At 70.1% G+C, this 19,747-nt stretch carries 16 protein-coding genes and 1 pseudogene; 8 read left to right on the plus strand and 9 right to left on the minus strand.

Going from position 1 to position 19,747, the window contains the following annotated elements; genetic code table 11:
• Positions 1-51: 51 nt before the first annotated feature.
• A complete protein-coding gene (locus ACQ86G_RS27765; protein WP_431258284.1) occupies positions 52-828 on the minus strand; it encodes a SirB1 family protein in 777 nt (258 codons plus the stop codon).
• A gap of 10 nt (positions 829-838) precedes the next feature.
• Positions 839-2,413 (minus strand): murein biosynthesis integral membrane protein MurJ, encoded by a 1,575-nt coding sequence (murJ, locus tag ACQ86G_RS27770; RefSeq protein WP_431258285.1) that lies wholly within the window; start codon positions 2,411-2,413, stop codon positions 839-841.
• Between the two features lie 165 nt (positions 2,414-2,578).
• On the opposite strand from murJ, the gene rpsT reads away from it, so the two are divergent.
• On the plus strand, positions 2,579-2,875 hold the full coding sequence (gene rpsT, locus ACQ86G_RS27775) for a 30S ribosomal protein S20 (protein WP_067269869.1): 297 nt from the start codon (positions 2,579-2,581) through the stop codon (positions 2,873-2,875).
• 60 nt (positions 2,876-2,935) lie between these two features.
• On the opposite strand, the gene ACQ86G_RS27780 is transcribed toward rpsT, so the two are convergent.
• From ACQ86G_RS27780 to ACQ86G_RS27795, 4 genes and pseudogenes are all read right to left on the minus strand, one after another.
• On the minus strand, positions 2,936-3,688 hold the full coding sequence (locus ACQ86G_RS27780) for an alpha/beta fold hydrolase (protein WP_431258286.1): 753 nt from the start codon (positions 3,686-3,688) through the stop codon (positions 2,936-2,938).
• 49 nt (positions 3,689-3,737) lie between these two features.
• The gene (locus ACQ86G_RS27785) at positions 3,738-4,439 is read right to left on the minus strand and encodes a hypothetical protein (protein WP_431258287.1); all 702 of its coding nucleotides are present in this window, start codon (positions 4,437-4,439) and stop codon (positions 3,738-3,740) included.
• Positions 4,397-4,792, minus strand: coding sequence for a M14 family zinc carboxypeptidase (locus ACQ86G_RS27790; RefSeq protein ID WP_431258288.1), 396 nt, complete (start codon positions 4,790-4,792; stop codon positions 4,397-4,399). Before ACQ86G_RS27790 ends, ACQ86G_RS27785 begins: the two co-directional genes overlap by 43 nt.
• A gap of 126 nt (positions 4,793-4,918) precedes the next feature.
• Positions 4,919-5,253 (minus strand): annotated as a pseudogene (locus ACQ86G_RS27795) (DUF3579 domain-containing protein).
• 273 nt (positions 5,254-5,526) lie between these two features.
• Here ACQ86G_RS27795 and ACQ86G_RS27800 point away from each other — a divergent pair.
• Both ACQ86G_RS27800 and argF read left to right on the plus strand, forming a co-directional pair.
• Positions 5,527-6,750 carry an aspartate aminotransferase family protein gene (locus ACQ86G_RS27800; protein ID WP_431258289.1) on the plus strand — a complete coding sequence of 408 codons (1,224 nt, stop codon included), beginning with the start codon at positions 5,527-5,529 and terminating at the stop codon, positions 6,748-6,750.
• Positions 6,747-7,709, plus strand: coding sequence for an ornithine carbamoyltransferase (gene argF / locus ACQ86G_RS27805; protein WP_431258290.1), 963 nt, complete (start codon positions 6,747-6,749; stop codon positions 7,707-7,709). Before ACQ86G_RS27800 ends, argF begins: the two co-directional genes overlap by 4 nt.
• Positions 7,710-7,781: 72 nt before the next feature.
• Here the strand turns inward: argF and ACQ86G_RS27810 are convergent, their stop codons facing one another.
• Positions 7,782-8,627, minus strand: coding sequence for a substrate-binding periplasmic protein (locus tag ACQ86G_RS27810; protein ID WP_431258291.1), 846 nt, complete (start codon positions 8,625-8,627; stop codon positions 7,782-7,784).
• Positions 8,628-8,886: 259 nt separating this feature from the next.
• Between ACQ86G_RS27810 and ACQ86G_RS27815 the strand changes: the two genes are divergently transcribed.
• From ACQ86G_RS27815 to ACQ86G_RS27825, 3 genes are read left to right on the plus strand one after another with little or no spacing between them, the layout of a single operon-like run.
• Entirely contained in the window at positions 8,887-9,645 is a 759-nt protein-coding gene (locus ACQ86G_RS27815; RefSeq protein ID WP_431258292.1) for a metallophosphoesterase family protein, read from the plus strand.
• A gap of 4 nt (positions 9,646-9,649) precedes the next feature.
• A complete protein-coding gene (locus tag ACQ86G_RS27820; RefSeq protein WP_431258293.1) occupies positions 9,650-11,182 on the plus strand; it encodes a protein kinase domain-containing protein in 1,533 nt (510 codons plus the stop codon).
• 5 nt (positions 11,183-11,187) lie between these two features.
• Positions 11,188-11,529 (plus strand): YkgJ family cysteine cluster protein, encoded by a 342-nt coding sequence (locus ACQ86G_RS27825; protein WP_431258294.1) that lies wholly within the window; start codon positions 11,188-11,190, stop codon positions 11,527-11,529.
• A 42-nt stretch (positions 11,530-11,571) separates the two neighbouring features.
• On the opposite strand, the gene ACQ86G_RS27830 is transcribed toward ACQ86G_RS27825, so the two are convergent.
• Together ACQ86G_RS27830 and ACQ86G_RS27835 are read right to left on the minus strand one after the other, a co-directional pair.
• Positions 11,572-12,834 carry a tetratricopeptide repeat protein gene (locus tag ACQ86G_RS27830; RefSeq protein WP_431258295.1) on the minus strand — a complete coding sequence of 421 codons (1,263 nt, stop codon included), beginning with the start codon at positions 12,832-12,834 and terminating at the stop codon, positions 11,572-11,574.
• Between the two features lie 197 nt (positions 12,835-13,031).
• Positions 13,032-15,863, minus strand: coding sequence for an alpha-1,6-glucosidase domain-containing protein (locus ACQ86G_RS27835; RefSeq protein WP_431258296.1), 2,832 nt, complete (start codon positions 15,861-15,863; stop codon positions 13,032-13,034).
• Positions 15,864-16,088: 225 nt separating this feature from the next.
• Between ACQ86G_RS27835 and ACQ86G_RS27840 the strand changes: the two genes are divergently transcribed.
• Entirely contained in the window at positions 16,089-17,816 is a 1,728-nt protein-coding gene (locus ACQ86G_RS27840; RefSeq protein ID WP_431258297.1) for an alpha-amylase family glycosyl hydrolase, read from the plus strand.
• Positions 17,817-17,887: 71 nt separating this feature from the next.
• Positions 17,888-19,744, plus strand: coding sequence for a glycoside hydrolase family 13 protein (locus ACQ86G_RS27845; protein WP_431258298.1), 1,857 nt, complete (start codon positions 17,888-17,890; stop codon positions 19,742-19,744).
• Positions 19,745-19,747: the final 3 nt, after the last annotated feature.

Here is a 19,747-nt window from a genome sequence, read left to right on the forward strand (position 1 = left end):
GAAGAGGGAGATTCTAAGCGTCGTCCGACGCCCCTCCCCCATCCCGCTCCCTCAATGGAGGGTGGCCGGTCCGCCGCCCGCGTCACGCATCTGCTGCAGGCATTGGTCGAGTTCGGCGCGCTCCACGCGGTCGTCGGGCAGCAGCGCGACCAGTTTGCGCTGGACGGCCAGCAGCCGGGGCAGGTCCTGCTGGTCCATGTGGATCTGCTTCAGGTTGCGCAGCATCCGGGCCAGGATCTGCCGCGGCGCCGCGGTCCCGAGGAAGGCATCCAGGGACATCGGCTCCTGCGGCATCAGGCCGGCGCGCTCGCGCCAGGGACTGAGGAACTCGTCGAGTTCGCCGCGCCCGAGGGACCGTCCGCTGAACGGGTCCAGCACGACCTCGCCCTGCGGCAGGCGCAGCTTCATCAGGAAATGGCCGGGAAAGCTCACGCCCTTCACCTGCAGCCCGACGTGCGATGCGAGTTCCATGTAGATGATCGCCAGCGAGATGGGAATGCCGCGACGCGTGGCCAGCACCTGGTGGAGGTAGCTGTTGCCGACGGCGTAGTAGTCGTTGACGTTGCCCGCGAAACCGAGCTCGCCATGGAAATACTGGTTGAGCATCCGCAGCCGGTGGCTGGGCGGCGCGTCGGCCGGCAGGCGGTGGCGCAGCCGCTCGCCCAGGCGATCCAGCTCGGCCATCACCTGCTGGACGTCCAGCCGGGGCACTTCGTCCAGCGCGATCGCGATGGCGGCCTCGGCCAGGTTCAGCGTGTCGTCGTCGGCAACCAGCGTCGAGAAATACTCCAGCGCCGACGGCACCGTCCACTGCAAGGGCGAACTCATGCGTCCGAGTCTACGCCCGGCGCGCGAACTGGCGCAGCTTCACCCCCAGCAGCAGCAGCACGCCGAAATACAGCAGCGCCGACGCCCCCAGGCTCAACGCCATCCAGCCGGCGCGCACGAGCTCGAAATGGAAGCCCTTGCCGCCCACCCAGGCGAAGTGCCCGGCCAGCCACCATTGCAGCCCGCCCATCGCCGCGCTGGCGATGGACACGCGCAGCAGGAACAGCGCCCAGCCTGCCTCCGGCGTGTAGCTGCCGAGCTTGCGCAGCCCACGCAGCAGCAGCAGCGCATTGACGACGGCCCCGAGGCCGATCGACAGCGACAGCCCGGCGACACCGACCTTCAGTCCGAACACGAAGATCAGGTTGAACACCTGCGTCAGCACCAGCACGCCGACGGCGATGCGCACCGGCGTGCGCATGTCCTGGCGCGCATAGAAACCAGGCGCCAGCACCTTGATCGACACCAGGCCCATCAGGCCGAGTCCGTACCCCATCACCGCGTGCGCCGTGCTGGCGACGTCGCGGGCGTGGAACGCGCCGCGCTGGTAGAGCACGGCCACCAGCGGCTCGGCAAAGACCAGCAGCGCCACCGCGCAGGGCAGCGCCAGCAGGAAGGTCAGGCGCAGGCCCCAGTCGAGCAGGCCCGAATACTTCTGCGTCTCGCCCTTGGCCGTGCTGGCCGCCAGCTGCGGCGTCAGCACGACACCCAGCGCGACGCCGAGCAGCGCGATCGGGAACTCCATCAGCCGGTCCGCGTAGGTCAGCCAGGAGGCGGCGCCCTCACCCACCGCGATCGCGATCTGCGTGTTGATCAGCAGCGAGAGCTGTGCCACGCCGACGCCCAGCAGCGCCGGGCCCATCTTGCGCAGGACCTGGCGCACGCCCTCGTCGCCGGCGGCACGGCGCAGGCCGGCGAAGTCCAGCGCGAAACGCGGCATCAGCCCGACGCGCCGCAGCGCCGGCACCTGGACCGCCAGCTGGAGGAGCCCGCCGATCATGACGCCCAGCGCCAGCGAGTAGATCGGCTCGTAACCGTAATGCGCCAGGACCGGGGTGAGCCCGTAACCGCAGGCCAGCGAGGCGAGGTTCAGGAGCACCGGCGTCACCGCCGGCACGATGAAGCGCTTCCAGGTGTTCAGGATGCCGGCCGACAGCGCCACGAGCGACATGAAACCGATGTACGGGAACATCCAGCGCGTCATCACGACGGCCGCCTCGTGGGCGTCCCGGGACAGGCCCGCCCCGAGCGCCCAGACCAGCACCGGCGCGCCGATCACGCCGATCACGCAGGTCGCCGCCAGCGCCCACAGCAGCACGGTCGCGACGGCGTCGATCAGGTGACGCGTGGCCTCGTCCCCGTCCTTGGCGCGGGCGGCGGCCAGCGACGGCACGAAGGCCTGCGAGAACGCGCCCTCGGCAAACAGCCGGCGCAGCATGTTGGGAATGCGGAACGCCACGTTGTAGGCGTCGGTCATCGCATTGGCGCCGAACAGGCCCGCCACCATCTGCTCGCGGACCAGCCCCGTGATGCGCGACAGCAGCGTGAAGACCGAAACGACGGAGGCGGTGCGGAGCAGGTTCATTCAGGCGGCGCGCAGGCGATGCGGGGACAATGCAGCCAGGGCGGGACGCCCCGGCGGGGACCGCGCATTATGGGTGCCCCGGTGCGGCCGCAATACTGCGGATTTGGTTTTTCAAATCCTGGCTGCTATACTCGCCGTCTTTGCACCAACTGGACAAATAACACAATGGCAAGCTCTTCCAAAGCCAAGAAGAAAACCGTGCGTCTGGCCTCGGGCCGCAAGCGCGCACGTCAAGACGTCAAGCTGAACGCCGCCAACTCGGCGCTGCGTTCGAAGTTCCGCACGGTCATCAAGAACGTGCAAAAGGCGATCGTCACGGGTGACAAGGCCAAGGCCGCTGACCTGTTCAAGACCGCCCAGCCCGTCATCGACTCGGTCGCCGACAAGGGCATCTTCCACAAGAACAAGGCTGCTCGCCACAAGAGCCGCCTGTCTTCGAAGATCAAGGCGCTGGCCGCCTGATAGACAGATCCAGCTCTGGTGCAGAAAAAGCCCGCCGAAAGGCGGGCTTTTTCATTGGGCTCAGAGCGGCATCGGCGTCGTGATCTGTCCGACGACCTCGCGCACGTGGAGCCAATCCGCGACATTGCGCGCCACCCAGTCCCCATCATCGAGTGGCAGGTCATGCCCCGCGTGCCGGTGCAGCCGCAGCGGCGCACCCCATGCCCGGCTGATGGCCTGCGAGCAGCGCCAGTCCACGAGCGAATCCCCCTGGCTGCACAGCAGCAGCATCGGCGGCTGCGGCTTGGCGAGGCTGGCGCGGTAGCGCGCCGCCGCCAGCAGCTGCCGCAGCGCATTGCGGCGCCGCACGGGATGCTCACGCTGGATCGAGACCCAGTCGTCGATCACCTGGTCCGGCTGACGCTGCATCCGCGTCGTCATCTGCAGCACCTTGGCCTCGCGCCGACGCAGGCTCAACCGCGTCAGGCTCAGCAGCAGCAGGGACCAGTAGTTCGACGGCCGCAGCCGCCGGAAGAAGGCGCTGAAGGGCCGCAGGCTGGTGTTGATCAGCACGACGCCGTCGAGTTCGCCCGGGTGGCGCGCGGCCCATTCGCTGGCGACCATCGCGCCCAGCGACATCGCCAGCACCTGATACGGCGGAGGAACGCCGCGACGGCGCAGTTCCGCACGGCATTCCTCCATCATCGCGCCGACATGGGTCGGGCTACTCTGACGGTGCTTGTCGCCGTTGCCGGGCAGATCGAGCAACGCCAGCCGGACCTCCGGCTGCTGCACCCGCAGCGCCTGCAGCAGTCGTGCGGGGAAGTCCCCCAATGGCCGCTCTCGCGGGTCAGCCCGCGCAACAGCACCCAGGTATGGACGCTCATCCCGCCGTCCTCCGATACCAGCGAATCAACGCCTGCTCCCCGTGATCGATTCTTGTGTCGGGCCCTGGCAACCAACCGGACGCGCTCTGCGTCGCGCGGGTCATGAAGTCCATCCAGGCCATGTGCCGTCGCAACACGCGCTGCTGCCGGTGGGCGATCAGCGGGTTGAACATGCCGTGGCGGGAGAGTAGCTGGCGCGGGTTTTTCTTTACCCACAACCATGACCCCATTTCGAGCGTCATCGGCAGGAAGATCCCTCGATCAAGGGAGAGGGACTCGTCGTACAGGTGGTCCCAGAGGTCGCCGTGGGTCAGGTAATGCCGGCTCTGCGGCTCCATCACGTAAGGATGCGGCGAGAGACATTGATCGAGCACCTCGCACAGTGCGTGGATCTCGGCGAGGTGGCGCATCGGATGGCGCGTGCGCGCATACGGGAACCAGATCCGGTCGCGCAGGCCGAAGCCGCTGTGGAAGTCGATCGCCACGGAGATCGGACGACCCAGCAGCTCCTCGCGGACGAAGCGGCACAGCGCCTCGCTCTCGGCCTCGAGCGGCGCACCGGCCTCGCCGCGGTAGTACGGCAGCTGCCGCGTCAGCCGATGGCCGCCGACGAGGAAGGGCACGCCCCGGTCCGCGTCCTGCGGCGCATTGCGCATCAGGTCGACGCCGCGCGGATTCGCGCGCGATCCCGCCAGCACGCCCCCGGATTGACGACGGGCAGGAACACGAGCCGCAGCGACTCGAGCTGCTGGTGCAGGCTGAGGTCCCAGCGCAGCCGGCGCACCAGGCTGCCGAGGTAGGCCAGCACCACCTGCGCCCCGATGCGCTCCAGCCCGTGGACGCCGCCGATGAACCCGAGCGCGGGCACGGCGGGATCGGGATTGCCCAGGGTCAGTCCGATCACCGGCAGCGGGCCGCCGACGGTGTCCACCGTCGCGAGTTCGCGCGCCTGCAGCAGCGACCCGCCCTGGTCGATCAGGCGCAGCAGCTGCTGCATTTCCGGCAGGACGGCCGCGGCCCGGGAGCCCGCGTCGGCGGTGAAGACGGCCATGTCCAGGATCCGATGGGAAGGGTCGCGGCGAACCCATCAGCGTAGACGCAAGGAGACGTGCCGGCGATGACCCGATCGGGCCATCACACGCCGCCGTTCAGGGGATGGCGAGATTCGCCGGTGGCGTCAGGCCTTGCCGGCCTCCCGGCCGTCGGGCAGCAGACAGGCGTCGACGACCTGCAGCTTGTTGTCGCGGGCGAAGTTCATGACGAACTCCCAGGCCATCGGCTCGACCGATTTCAGCGCCTCGTTGACGATCACGCACTTGATGCCGTCGATGACGCGCGGGACGCAGTAGGGGAGTAGCCGAGGTAGGCGTCGCGACCGCTGCGGGTGCCGCCGGGCCGGAAGCAGGACATCGCGCCAGCCAGACGTTCAGCCCAGTCGCTCGGGCGGAAGGTGCGGCCATCCGTGGTGATCCCCTGGATGAACACTTCTCGCGGCTTGGGCTGCTCAGTCATTGGCTACGGTCTCACGCGTCCCGGCAAAAACGCTATTGTGCCTTGGATGTGTTGCGGCGCAGCACACGTGGGCTTCTGCTCGCCCCGATGGTCGGTGGGCTTGAAGGGGCTGCGCTGGTCAGCCGGGCTGCCATGGCTGTGCAGGAGGAATCTCCTCGCACCCCAGGGTCGACCCGTAGAATCGTTCGACTCCCCCAGCCCCGGTCCCGGACCGGGGATTGCCGGGAGCTTCTGGAGATTCTTCCCCCACCCCTCCCACGCTTTGGAGACTTGATGAACGCCCCGGACTCCTCGTTCGCCGCCCCGACCGAACCCCACGTGATGCACACCTACGGCCGCCTGCCGATCGCCTTGTCGCACGGCGAAGGCGCCTGGGTCTGGGATACGGCCGGCCGACGATACCTGGACGGCCTCGGCGGGATCGCCGTCAACACGCTCGGACACAACCATCCGAAGCTGGTGGCGGCACTGCGGGACCAGGTGGGCAAGCTCATCCACACGAGCAACTACTACCACGTCCCGCTGCAGGAGCAGCTCGCGGCCAAGCTCTGCGCGCTGTCGGGGCTGACCAACGCCTTCTTCTGCAACTCCGGCCTGGAAGCCAACGAGGCGGCGCTCAAGATCGCGCGCAAGTACGGCCACGACCGCGGCAACGACAACCCCGAGGTCATCGTGTTCGAGAGGGCCTTCCACGGCCGTTCGATCGCGACGCTGTCGGCCACCGGCAACCCCAAGGTGCAGGCGGGCTTCGGTCCGCTGGTGCCGGGCTTCGTCCGCGTGCCGCTGAACGACATCGAGGCGATCCGCAAGGCCGTCGCCGAGCACCCGAACGTGACCGCGATCTTCCTGGAGACCATCCAGGGCGAAGGCGGCATCAACCCGGCGCACATCGACTTCCTGAAGGCCCTGCGCAAGCTGTGCGACGAGCACGACCTGCTGCTGATGCTGGACGAGGTGCAATGCGGCATCGGCCGCACCGGCAAGTGGTTCGCGCACCAGTGGGCCGGCATCGTGCCGGACGTGATGCCGCTGGCCAAGGGCCTGGGCTCGGGCGTGCCGATCGGCGCGGTGGTGTGCGGCGAGAAGGCCGCCAAGGTCTTCGGGCCGGGCAACCACGGCACGACCTTCGGCGGCAATCCGCTGGCGATGCGCGCCGGCGTCGAGACGCTGACGATCATGGAAGCGGACGGCCTGCTGGCCAACGCCGCGACCGTCGGCGCCGAACTGAAGGCCGCGATCGAGCACGGCCTGGCGGGCGAGCCGGGTCTCGTGGAAGTCCGCGGCCACGGCCTGATGATCGGCATCGAGCTGGACCGCCCCTGCGGCGTGCTGCTGACGCAGGCGATGGAAGCCGGCCTGCTGCTGAGCGTGACGGCCGACAAGGTCGTCCGCCTGGTGCCGCCGCTGATCCTGACGAGCGAGGAAGCCGCCGAGATCGCCGCGCGTCTGGTGCCGCTGGTGAAGGCCTTCCTGGCCGCACCTGCGTCCGCGCCATGAAACCGGGGAACACGCTCATGCGTCACTACCTGCAGTTCAAGGACCTGCGCGCGGAGGAGTACACCCACCTGTTCGAACGGGCGGCGACGATCAAGCGCCGCTTCAAGAACTACGAGAAGTACCAGCCGCTGCAGGACCGCACGCTGGCGATGATCTTCGAGAAGGCCTCCACGCGGACCCGCGTCAGCTTCGAGGCGGGCATGTACCAGATGGGCGGCTCGGTGGTGCACCTGACCACCGGCGACAGCCAGCTGGGTCGCGCGGAACCGATCGAGGACAGCGCGCGCGTGATCAGCCGCATGGTCGACATCGTGATGATCCGGACCTACGAGCAGACCAAGCTGGAGCGCTTCGCGGCGCACTCGCGGGTGCCGGTCATCAACGGGCTGACCAACGAGTACCACCCGTGCCAGATCCTGGCGGACCTGTTCACGTTCATCGAGCAGCGCGGCATGGACCGGCGCGGCGCGATCGACATGGACTGCCTGAAGGGCCGCGTGGTGGCCTGGGTCGGCGACGGCAACAACATGGCCAACACCTGGTTGCAGGCGGCGGAGATCCTCGGCTTCACCGTGCACGTGAGCACCCCCAGCGGCTACGAGATCGACCCGGCGGTCGCGGGCATCAAGGACACGCGCTGCTACAAGGTCTTCAAGGACCCGAAGGAAGCGTGCCGCGACGCGGACCTGGTGACCACGGACGTCTGGACCAGCATGGGCTACGAGGCCGAGAACGAGGCACGCCGCACGGCGTTCGCGGACTGGTGCGTGGACCGGGACATGATGGCGCAGGCCAAGCCGGATGCGCTGTTCATGCATTGCCTGCCGGCGCACCGCGGCGAAGAGGTCGCGGCCGACGTCATCGACGGTCCGCAATCGGTCGTCTGGGACGAGGCGGAGAACCGCATGCACGTGCAGAAGGCGCTGATGGAGTACCTGCTGCTCGGACGCATCGGCTGAGCGCCCTGCCCCGCCGAGACCTCGAGGCCCGCCCCGCGCGGGCCTCGTTCCGTCCGGGCGCCGTCGCGGCCGCTACTTCGGCGCCCCCAGCGCCTTCAGGCCCTCTTCGTACGACCCCGCCGGGTAGTGCTTCTGCAGCGTCTTCCAGACGGTGCCGGAGCGCGAGTTCCGCTCCAGCGCGTCGCTCAGCACCTCGCGGTCTTTGGCCGGAAGGTGCCGCGACAGGTAGATCCCGCTGTCGGTCCAGGTGAGCTCCGCCATCGCCTCCAGCCGCAGCCGGTCCAGCAGCGGCCGCGTCTTCGAGTCCTGCAGCAGCGTGCCCGCCAGGATGGAGGGCGCCATCACCGTCACGTCCGCCAGGTTGCGTTCCAGCGCGCGCACCACCGCCGCGACGTCCGCCTCGACCACCAGCCGACGCTGCGCCTTCAGCGTCCTCAGCAGGTCCTGATACGGCTCGCCGTAATCGAAGCCGCGCACCACCGCCACGCGCAGTTCGCGCCGCTCGCCGAGTTCGGCCAGGCTCTCGACCGGCGAGCGGTCCGACGACAGGGAGATCAGCATCGGCCGCGCCTTCATCATCGGAATGAAGTCGCCGTGCAGGTCCCGCTGCGAGGTCCGTGTCGCAGGCACCAGCACATCGGCGCCGCTGGCGGCGAACATCGCCTCGACCCGCGCCCGCGGCACGACGACGAACTCGAACTGGCAGCCGGTCTCCGCCGAGACCTTGCGCAGCAGGTCCGGATAGACCCCGCCGACCTCGCCGCCCGAGGTCACCACGCTCATGCCGATGGGCGCCACCGGCACACGGATCGGCCGCGAGCAGTCCGCCGCCGCGGACTGCGCCGCCGACGCCAGCATCAGCCCCAGGACCCAGCCGGTCGCGAAGCGCGCGGCCGGCCACCCGAAATACGTGCTCATCTTTTTCTCTCCCATGCCGGAACTGCCGGCGGCGGTGCGCGCTCGTCACATCGCCTCCCTGGCGTTCCATGTCGTCGACCAGAGTAGCAAAGCGACGGACGACCACAACGCGTCAAACCCGCGGAGTCCCCGGCGTTTCACCCATCCGGAGGGGGCGAGCCCCTCCCTTCGGGGGGATCACCGTTCGCCACTCGCCATCTTGCGAAGGTTGACGTCAGCCACCCGTGGCATCCTTGACGTTCGCACCCCTGCCGTTGCCATGAAGACCGCCCTGATTTCCGACCTGCACGCCAACCGGCAAGCCTTCCAGGCCGTCATCGACCACGCCCGGCGGGAGGGTGCCCAGCATTTCGCGCTGCTGGGGGACTACGTCGGCTACGGCAGCGATCCGGGCTGGGTGGTCGACCAGGTGCGGACCTTGCGCGCGGAGGGCGCGATCGTCGTCGCCGGCAACCACGACCTGGGCGTGACGCAAGGTCCCCGCCCCACGATGAACGACGACGCGCGCGCCGCCATCGCCTGGACGCGCGCACGGCTCACCGACGACCAGATCGCCTTCCTGGCCGGGCTGCCGATGTCCGAGGAAGAGGACGACTGCCTCTACGTGCACGCCAACGCCTTCGACCCGACCGGCTTCGCCTACGTGCAGGGGCGGCTGGAGGCCATGCGCAGCCTGCATGCGACCGAGTGCCGCTACACCTTCTGCGGCCACATGCACGAGCCGATGCTGTACCACCTCTCCGGCACCGGCAAGGCGGGCGACTTCAAGCCGCAGCCCGGCGTGCCGATCCCGCTGCTGCCCAACCGCCAGTGGCTCGTCATCCCGGGCGCCTGCGGCCAGCCGCGCGACGGCAACCCGGCCGCCGCCTACGCGCTCTTCGACCACGACAGCGAGGAACTCAGCTTCCAGCGGGTACCCTACGATGTCGAAGCCGCCGCCGCCGCGCTGCGCGCCGCGCCCGGCCTGCCCACGGGTCTCGCGGACCGCCTCGCGCAGCGCCTCGTCGTCGGCCGATGAATCGATGAACGACGCCCACCCGACGCACGCTTCAACGTCAGTCCCGGTCCCGGTCACCTCGCCGCTGCAACCCGGCCAGGTGCTGGACGGCTTCGTGCTCGAGGCGCGGCTGCACCAGGGCGGCATGGCCAACCTCTGGCAGGTGCGGCGCCAGGATGCTCCGGATCCCGCCCACCCCGTCGAGGACTTCCCCCTGATCATGAAGGTCCCCCGCATCAAGGGCGGCGAGGACCCGGCCAGCATCGTCGGCTTCGAGGTCGAGCAGATGATCATGCCGGCGCTCAAGGGGCCGCACGTGCCGCGTTTCGTCGCGCGCGGCGACTGGCGCCGCCAGGCCTACATCGTCATGGAGCGCATCGAGGCCGAAAGCCTGCGCCCGCGGCTGGACCAGGCGCCGCTGCCGCTGGTGGAGGTCGTCGAGATCGGCATCCAGGTCGCGCACGCGCTGACCGACCTGCACCGTCAGCACCTGGTCCACCTCGACATCAAGCCCAGCAACATCCTGCTGCGGCCCGACGGCACCGTGGTGCTGGTCGACTTCGGCCTGTCGCGGCACGACTTCCTGCCCGACCTGCTGGAAGAGGAGTTCTCGCTGCCCATGGGCACCGGCCCGTACATGTCGCCGGAGCAGGTCCAGTTCGTCCGCAACGATCCGCGCAGCGACCTCTTCGCGCTGGGCGTCATGCTCTATCACCTGTCCACCGGGGAGCGCCCCTTCGGCCAGCCGACCTCGGTGCGGCAACTGCGACGCCGGCTCTACGTCGACCCGATCCCGCCACGCGCGATCCGCCCCGAGCTGCCCCCGTGGTTCCAGGAGATCGTCCTGCACTGCCTGGAGGTGCGCGCGGAGCGCCGCTACCAGAGCGCCGCGCAGCTCGCGCTGGACCTGCAGCGGCCGGATGCGGTGCCCTTGACGGCCCGCGCGCACAAGCTGCAGCGCAGCGGCATGGTGCGCCGCTTCAAGCGCTGGTTCCTGGCGATGGGCGAGGAACCGCAGGCGCCGGCGTCGGTCGGCGCGCAGGTGGCGCGGAGCCCGGTGATCATGGCCGCGGTCGACGTGCTGGGCGCGACCCCGACGCTGCTCGAGGAACTGCGCGAGATCGTGCGCCGCCTGATGCAGACCGAGCCCGGCGCGCGGCTCGCCTGCGTCGGCGTGATGAAGACCAACCGCATCGGCATGGACGAGCTCACCGACGCGCACGGCCGCAGTCACCACGTGCAGCAATTGATCGCGCTCAAGAACTGGGCGCATCCGATGACGCGGGAACTGGCCCTCGAGGACGGCCGGCTGACCTTCCACGTGCTGGAGGCGCCGGACGCCGCCGATGCGCTGATCGAGTTCGCCGCCAAGACCGGCGTCGACCACGTCGTGATGGGCGCGCGCGCCAGCTCGATGATGCGGCGCTACCTGGGCAGCGTGTCGGCGCAGGTGGTCTCGCAGTGCGCCTGCACCGTCACCGTCGTGCGCGAACCCGTGCTTCCCGACGATCCGCCACCGCCCGACAGCACGCTGATCAGCCCATCGGCCTCGAACTGAACGTCATGTCCGCCTTCGCCGACAACCCCTGCACCCGCTGCGGCGCCTGCTGCGCGAGCTTGCGTGTCGACTTCTCGCGGCAGGAACTGCTGAGCGAAGGCGGCACGGTGCCGGACGGACTGACGGTGGAGGTCACGGACTCGACCTGCCGCATGCGCGGCACGGATCACGCGCGGCCGCGCTGCGCCGCCTTGCAGGGCCAGGTGGGCGAGCGTGCCGGCTGCGGCATCTACGAATGGCGACCTTCGCCGTGCCGCGACTTCGGCATGCGTTCGCCGCTGGGCATCGGCGACGACGCCTGCGCGCGGGCCCGCGCCCGCCACGGACTGCCGCCGCTGAACGCCTGAACGCCTGGGCGCCCGGGCACCAGACCCCGCGATGGTTGCGGGCTAGCGCACCACCCTGGCGGGCTGCATCTTGGCCTTGAGGCTCTCCAGCTTGGCGGCATAGAGCTGCCGTTGCGGCGCGGTGACGCTGTATTCCTCGGCCTTCGCCAGCTCGGTGCGCACGACGTCCCACTTGCCCAGGCCCACGTTGGCCAGCGCCATCCAGAAATGGAACTCGTGGTAATACGCCGAGCGGTCGATCTCCTTGGCGAAGAGGTCGCGCGCCGTCGCGTACTCGCCCGCCTTCATCGCGGCGATGCCCAGATCGAAGAACTTGAACGGCGGATACGGCTGGAGCAGCGCCAGCTGCGTCTCCAGCGTCTGCGCCTCCGCGAACCGCCCCTGGAAGCGCAGGGCCTGGGCCAGGTTGGACAGGGACTGGGTGTTGGCGGGCTCGCGCGTCAGCACGTAGCGGAACGCCCGCTCGGCCTGCGCGGTGTCGCCGTGGCGCCGGTAGATCACGCCCAGCGTGTTGAGCGCCGTCAGCAGCCGCGGGTCGTGCAGCCACGCGGCACGCGCCCACCAGTAGGCGCGGTCGAGCTGGGCCTCCGCCATCAGCTCCGCGGCGCGGTTGTTCATGTACATCGCGACGATCATCCGCTCGTCGATCGGCATCGCGCGCTGGCGCGAGATCTGCGCGCCGGGCAGGAAGTCGACCACCAGCGAGGGCTCGTCGTTGCCGATCACGCGGAAGTCCGTCCGGCGCCGCCCCAGCGCGATGTTGACGTGGCCGGAGACGACCTGCAGATCGCCGACGCGGCTCCACTGCTCCTCGTCGTAGATCTGCCGGAAGGTGAAGGGCAGGCCCAGTTCGCGCGCGAAGGTCGCGGTCATCATGGCCAGCGACAGGCAGTTGCCCGCCTTCGCCTCGAAGGCCTCGGCGGCGGTGCGGGTGGTGCCGGCGTCGTATTCGAGCTGCAGCTCATGGCGGCTGTAGAGCGAGTCCAGCAGCAGGTGACGCATGTCGCGCAGATCCGACACCAGCGTGCCGACGCCGGCATTGGGAATCTTGCGCTTGAGGAATTCGCGCATCTGCGGCGTCATCGCCATGACCTGCGCCGGATCGATGACGTCGCGCGATGGCGCAAAGAGTTCGTCGTGAACCAGTCCGGCCGACTCGACCGCGGGCGGCGCCGGTGGCGCCGTGGCGCATCCCGCCATCACCAGCACCACCGCCAGCAGGGCCGGCAGCACCGCGGCGTGCCTCAGCACCCCGCGGACCGACCGGCTCGGCCGCACCGAATGGATCGCCTGGATCGTTCCCATGACCGTCTCCGATGCGACCTCTGACAGGGCCGCTGACGAGTCATGCTACTCCGCCGCGCGACGCGCGTTGCCCCATGCGACGGATGGGGTGATCCCGGGCTTGAAAGCCGGCCGGCAAAGGTCCAGCGCGGCGGGGTCTCCCGCCGGCCGGAGGCGCTCAGCCAGGCTCAGCCAGGCTCAGCCAGGCTCAGCCACGCTCACCGACGCTCGACCACGAACACCGCGACGCTGCGCGCCGGCACCTGGAAGTCCCCACGGGCGCCGTCGACCCGGGACTGCTCACGCACGCGCGCATCGGCCGCGCCGGCGGCGCGCTGCACCGGATGCAGGCGCCAGCCGAAGCCGGCCTCCGCGGGCAGCGCCAGCGCGGCGGCCTCGGCCGTGGCATTGACGACAACCAGCACGCGCTCGAAGACTGCATCCGCGCGCCCCGTGCCGTCGAGCCGCGCGACGATCACCCCCGCCTGCTGGCCCGGGCCCGTGTTGTGGAAGACGAGCCGGCGTCGGATCTCCTGCGGATCGGCAAGCCGGAACAACGGCGTGCTCGCGCGGATCCGCAGTTGATCGAGGAACACGCGCCGGGTCCAGTCGATCTGGGCCGGTCCCGGCTTGATCGCCGGATCGGCCAGCAGCGGTCGCAGCAGCGCGTCGTCCCGGCCGTCGTCGGCCGCCGGCGGCAGTCCCGCGCCGAAGCCGTTGTCGTGGCCGCGCCAGTCCAACCGGTTGAACCAGTCGCCGGAGTCGTAGCTGTTGCGGTCCATCGACTTGGAGCGCAGCAGTTCGCCGCCGGCGTGGAAGTAGGCGACGCCCTGGCTCAGCGCATTGATGCCGAGTGCCACCGCCTGCGTGCGGGCGCGATCGTCGGCGCTCGTCGAGCGCGGCAGCTTCAGCACCAGCGCGTCGAACAGCGTCTGGTTGTCGTGGTTCTCGACATAGTTGACGACCTCCGCCGGCACCGATGCGTAGCCGGCCGGCTGGTCGCCGTAGGGCAGGTGTTCGCCCGCGACGCGGCGACCATCGGCGGTCTCCAGATCGAAGGTGCGCAAGGTCCCCGCCATCGCCAGCTTGAGCAGATCGCCCTGGCGCATCAGCGCCTCGCGGCGGGCAGCGTCGCCGGCGGTCGCGGGCACGACGAACCCGGGGCGGCGCGCCGACGTGGCGGCGTCGTCGCCCGCCGCGCCGCCGCGCACCGCGTCGCGGCCGCGATCGCTGAAGGTGCCGATGCCGGTGCCGTTCAGCGACCGCTGCGAGGCCTGCACGAAGCGCGCGCCGTCGGCGACCTCGCCGAAGTTCCAGCCCTCGCCGATCAACTGCACCTCGCGGCCGAGCTCGCGACGGAGTCGGACCTGCAGCCGTTCCATCACCTCGCGCGGCTGGTGGCCCATCAGATCGAACCGGAAGGAGGCGATCTTGTATTCGCGCGCCCACAGCACGATCGAATCGATGAGCAGCTTGCCCATCATCCGATGCTCGGTCGCCGTGTTGTCGCAGCAGGTGGAGCGCTCGACGCCGCCGAGCGCATCCAGGCGCTGGTAGTAGCCGGGCACGATGCGGTCCAGCACCGAGTGCGGATGCTGGCCCGACGCGGACGTGTGGTTGTAGACGACGTCCATGCCGACACGCAGCCCGGCCGCGTGCAGCCCCATCACCATCGCGCGCAGTTCGCGCACGCGGACCGCGCCGTCGTTGGCATCGCTGGCGAAGCTGCCTTCCGGCGCGCTGTAGTGGTACGGGTCGTAGCCCCAGTTGAAGCAGTCGCGGTCGGCGACGGCCATCACGGCCGCCCGCTGCGCGTCGCTGTCGGGTGCGGCCCGGGGCACGCGCGGCGCCACGCAGCCGCGCTCCGGCACGGTGGCCAGGTCGAAGACCGGCAGCAGGTGCACGTCGGTCATCCCGGCGGCGGAGAGCGCGCGCAGGTGGCGCATGCCGGCCGACCCGGACTGCGTGAAGGCCAGGTACCTGCCGCGCATCGCGGCGGGGACGCTGCGGTCGTCGCGCGAGAAGTCGCGCACGTGCAGCTCGTAGACGACCATGTCGGTCGGCGTCTTCACGCGGTCGGGGATGCGGCTGACCGACCAGCCGCGCGGCTGCAGGCGCGGCTCGGACAGGTCGGCGACGTAGCTGCGCGCCGAGTCCGCCGACAGGCTCACCGAGTACGGATCGGTCACCAGGTTGCGCACGCGGCCGACGTCCGGCACGAAGACCTCCACCAGGTAGCGGTAGTAGGCGCCGCTGTGCACGCCGGACGCGCCGGGCAGGCGCGCCGTATCGACGGCCCAGATCCCCGTGCGGTCGTCCCGGCCCAGCGGCAGGCTCGCACGGGCCGCGCGGTCGGGGCCGTCGTAGACGCAGAGCTCGACACGATCGGCCGTTGGCGCCCACAACTTGAAGGCGGCCCCCTTCGGCGCCACCGTCACGCCGAGCGCGGGCTCACCCTCGGCGGCGGCATAGATCGCATCGAGCGCACGGGCCGTCTGTGCGGGACTCCAACGCCGCACCCGTCCCTGCGCGTCCTCGACGGCGATCAAGGCCTGACCGCGCTGCAGCGCTGCGGGATCGACGCCCTCCTCCAGCGCGAACTCCGCGCCGGTGCCCAGATAGGCCGCCTGCGCGGCGGTCGCCGCGCTCAATGGCGCACTTGCCGCGTCGACGGCCCGAAGCGTGGCACTGCGGTCGGCCCCGGAGATCCGCCCATCGTTCAGGCCCAGTCCGCCACCCGCCGAGTGATGCCAGCGGACCACCTCGCCCGCGGCGAGGACCAGACCCGGCCAGCGCAGCCGGTAGGCGTCGAGCCACACCGGCTGCGGCGCCGCCGGCGTGGTCGCCGCCAGCAGCGGCGACTGCGGATCGAGCACCGTCGCCGGCCCGGCGTCGCAGGCCGCGAGGGACGGGAGGGGCTGGAGGGACGGGCCACCCGTCAAGGCGGTCGGACCGGCTGCCGCGATGGCGATCGGCATGCCGGCCAGGCCGCTCAGCATCCATGCCGTCAGACGCGGCCAGGCGCGGGACAAGGTCGAGCGGACGCCCATCGGATCTCCATCGAGGTGTTGTTCTGCCGCCGGCCTCACCGCCTGAGGGTGAGACCAGCCTTCGTTTTTGATGGTAGCAAAACTACAAACAGGAACGATCAGGACTTCCCTTCATAGGCCATACCTTCTATGCTGCGGCGCGACGGCGCCTTGAAGGAGGCTTCAGGCCGCGCCGGAATTTGTACTTTTGCTACACACACGACAACAAGATCCGGAGACCGCGAGATGACCCGTCACCCCATCGCCTTCACCGCCGCCACGCTGCTGGCCGTCGCGATGGCCGCGGGCGGGCATGCGCCGGTGGCGGACGCCGCGTCGGTGGACCTCTCGCCGGTGAAGGAGGTCCGCGGGCGCGGCACGCTGCCCGAGGGCTGGCAGCACGGCGCGTTCATCGAGATCTTCGTGCGCGGTTTCCAGGACAGCGACGGCGACGGCATCGGCGACCTGCGTGGCGTGACGCAGCGGCTGGATTACCTCAAGGACCTCGGCATCCGGGGCATCTGGCTGATGCCGATCACCGCGAGCGCCGACCGCGACCACGGCTACGCGACGACGGACTACCGCGCGATCGAGCCGCAATACGGCACGCTGGCCGACTTCGACGAGCTGATCCGCGAGGCCCACCGGCGGGGCATCGGCGTCGTCATGGACTACGTGATCAACCACAGCGCGCGCGAGCATCCGCTGTTCAGCGCGGCGGCGGCGGATCCGGCGAGCCCGTGGCGCGACTGGTTCGTGTGGACCTCGCAGCCGCTGGGCGAGCTGAAGGACTGGGACATCTGGGGCAAGACGCCGTGGTACCTGCCCGGCGAGGAAGTGCCCGACGTGCCGGAAGGCGCCAGCGCGCCGCCCAAGCCGGCATCGACGCCCCAGTCGCCCGCCGGCTCGCCGCGCTACTTCGCCGTGTTCGGGCCGCACATGCCTGACTTCAACATGCGCAACCCCGCAGTGGTGAAGTACCACGAGGACAGCCTGCGCTTCTGGCTCAACCGGGGCCTGGACGGGTACCGGCTCGACGCCGTGCCTCACCTGTTCGAGAACAGCGCGAAGGAGTGGAACGACCAGCCGGAAAGCCGCGCGCTGACGGGTGAGTTCACGCGCCTGATCAAGCGCTACCCGCGGCGCTTCGTCGTCTGCGAGGCGACCGCCGAGCCCAAGGTCTACACGCGCGACGACATCTGCGGCAGCGCCTTCGCCTTCGGACTGGAACGCGCGGTGATCGATGCGGCCAAGGGCGGCGACGGCTCCATCGAGGCGGTCGCCAAGGTCGCGCGCTTCTTCACCGAAGCGCCGCTGTCCATGGCCACGATGCTGAGCAATCACGACATCTTCGCGGGCAAGCGGGCCTGGGACCAGTTCGACGGCGACGAGGCGCGCTACAAGCTCGCCGCCGCGACCTACCTGCTGCTGCCGGGCACGCCGTTCATCTACTACGGCGAGGAGATCGGCCAGGCCGGTGTCGCCGGACTGCCGGGCGACGCGCCGCTGCGCGCGCCGATGAGCTGGACGCCGGCGTCCGGCGGCTTCTCGACGGGCACGCCGTTCCGGCCGGCCTCGCCCAACATCGCCACGCACAACGCGCAGGCGCAGGCGGCGGATCCCGGGTCGCTGCTGAACTTCTACAAGCGGATGCTGGCGCTGCGCAACGGCCAGCCCGCGATCGCGCGCGGCAGCTACGAGGCGCCGCTGGCACAGGGTCGACTGCTCAGCTTCCAGCGCGTCTACCAGGGCCAGCGCGTGCTGGTCGTCATCAACTACGGACAGGACACCGTCGACGTGACGCTCCCCGGCCTGCCGCCGAAGGCACGGCTGCGCCCGCTGCTCCAGACCGCGTCCGCCCCGTCCACGGCCCCTGCCCTCCTCCCCGCCCGCGCGTCCCTCGCCACCGACGCGCGCGGTCAGGTCTCGCTGACCGCCGCGCCGCTGTCGGTGCAGGTCTTCCGTCTTCGCTGAAGGGCGGGCAGGATGTCGGCTCTGACACGCTCCTTCGCCTCCCCCTCTCCCTCGCCCTGAGTCTTCTCGTCATGACGCACACTCCCGCCGCCGCGACGGTCACGCCCGTCTCCTCGTCCGCCCCGGTAACGCTCGCCCACGTCGAGCCGCCGGACTGGTGGGTCGGCATGAAGTCGCCCGACCTGCAGCTGATGCTGCACGGCACCGGCATCGGCGCGCTGCAGGCGGAACTCGTGCCGGCGCCGGGCGTGACGCTGGTCGGCACGCACCGCGGCGACAGCCCCAACTACCTGTTCGTCGATCTGCGCATCGACGCCGCCGCCCGCCCCGGCCCCCTGACGCTGCGCCTGAAGCGCGACGGGCAGGTCGTCGTCGAGCATCGCTACCTCCTGCGCGAGCGCGCGGCGGGCTCGGCGCAGCGCGCGAGCTTCGGACCGAAGGACGCGATCTACCTGGTGGTGCCGGACCGCTTCGCCAACGGCGACCCGCGCAACGACGAGGTGCCCGGCCTGGCCGAGGGCCTGCGCCGCGACGACCCGGGCGGCCGCCACGGCGGCGACCTCGCCGGACTCACCGCCCACCTCGACTACATCGCCGCGATGGGCTTCACGATGCTGTGGCCGACGCCGCTGTCGGTCAACGACAGCCCGAAGTGGAGCTACCACGGCTACGGCGCGACGGACTTCTACCAGGTCGATCCTCGCTTCGGCAGCAACGCCGACTACGTGCGGCTCGGTGAAGAAGCCAGGCGCCACGGCATCGGCCTGATCCAGGACATCGTGCTGAACCACATCGGCGTGCACCACTGGTGGATGGCCGACCTGCCGACGGCGGACTGGGTCAACACCTGGCCCCAGTACACCGAGACGCATCACGCGCGCATGTCGCTGCAGGATCCGTACGCCGCGCCCAGCGACCGCAAGCGCTTCAGCGACGGCTGGTTCAGCCCGGGCATGCCCGACCTCAACCAGCGCCAGCCGCTGATGGCGACCTACCTGACGCAGATGAGCCTGTGGTGGATCGAGACCGCCGGTCTGGCGGGCGTGCGCACCGACACCTACAGCTATTCCGACAAGGACTTCCTGGCCGCGTGGTCCCGGCGCCTGAAGGACGAGTACCCCCAGCTGAACATCGTCGGCGAGGAATGGAGCTCGCATCCGGCGGTGGTGTCGTACTGGCAGGCGGGCAAGCACAACCACGACGGCTACGTGTCGTCGCTGCCGAGCCTGATGGACTTCCCGCTGCAGGAGGCCCTGCTGGCCGGCCTGAACCAGCAGGACGCGCACGACGGCGGCTTCTCCCGGCTCTACGAGGCGCTGGCGCACGACTTCGTCTATCCGGACCCGGCCAACCTGGTGCTGTTCGAGGGCAACCACGACACGCCGCGCGTCTACAGCGTGCTGCACGACGACCTCGAGCTGACGAAGATGGCCTGGGCCTACCTGTCCTTCGTGCGGCGGATCCCGCAGTTCTTCTACGGCTCGGAGATCCTGATGACCAGCCCGCGCCATCGCGACGACGGCGCGGTGCGGGCCGACTTCCCCGGCGGCTGGGCCGGCGACGCGGTGAACGCGTTCACCGGCGCCGGACTGGGCGAGCGCCAGGCCGGCGCGCAGGCCTGGCTGAAACGGCTGCTGAACTGGCGCAAGGCGGAGACGCTGGTGCACGACGGCGCGCTGATGCAGTACGCGCCGCTCGAGGAGAGCTACGTGCTGTTCCGCTACGACGCCGCGAAGGGGTTGGCCGGCAAGCGGCTGATGCTGGTGATGAGCAAGTCCGAGGCACCGCGAGAGCTGGACCTGTCCCGCTTCCCCGAGATGGTCCGCGAGGGCGACACGGCGGTGGACGTCATGAGCGGCGAGCGCAGGACGCTGGGCAGGACCCTCACGCTGCCGGCGCGATCGGTGACGCTGCTGTCGATCGAGTGACTG

The sequence above is a fragment of the Roseateles chitinivorans genome (genome assembly GCF_050632145.1).
GTDB classification, from domain to species: Bacteria; Pseudomonadota; Gammaproteobacteria; order Burkholderiales; family Burkholderiaceae_C; genus Roseateles; species Roseateles chitinivorans_B.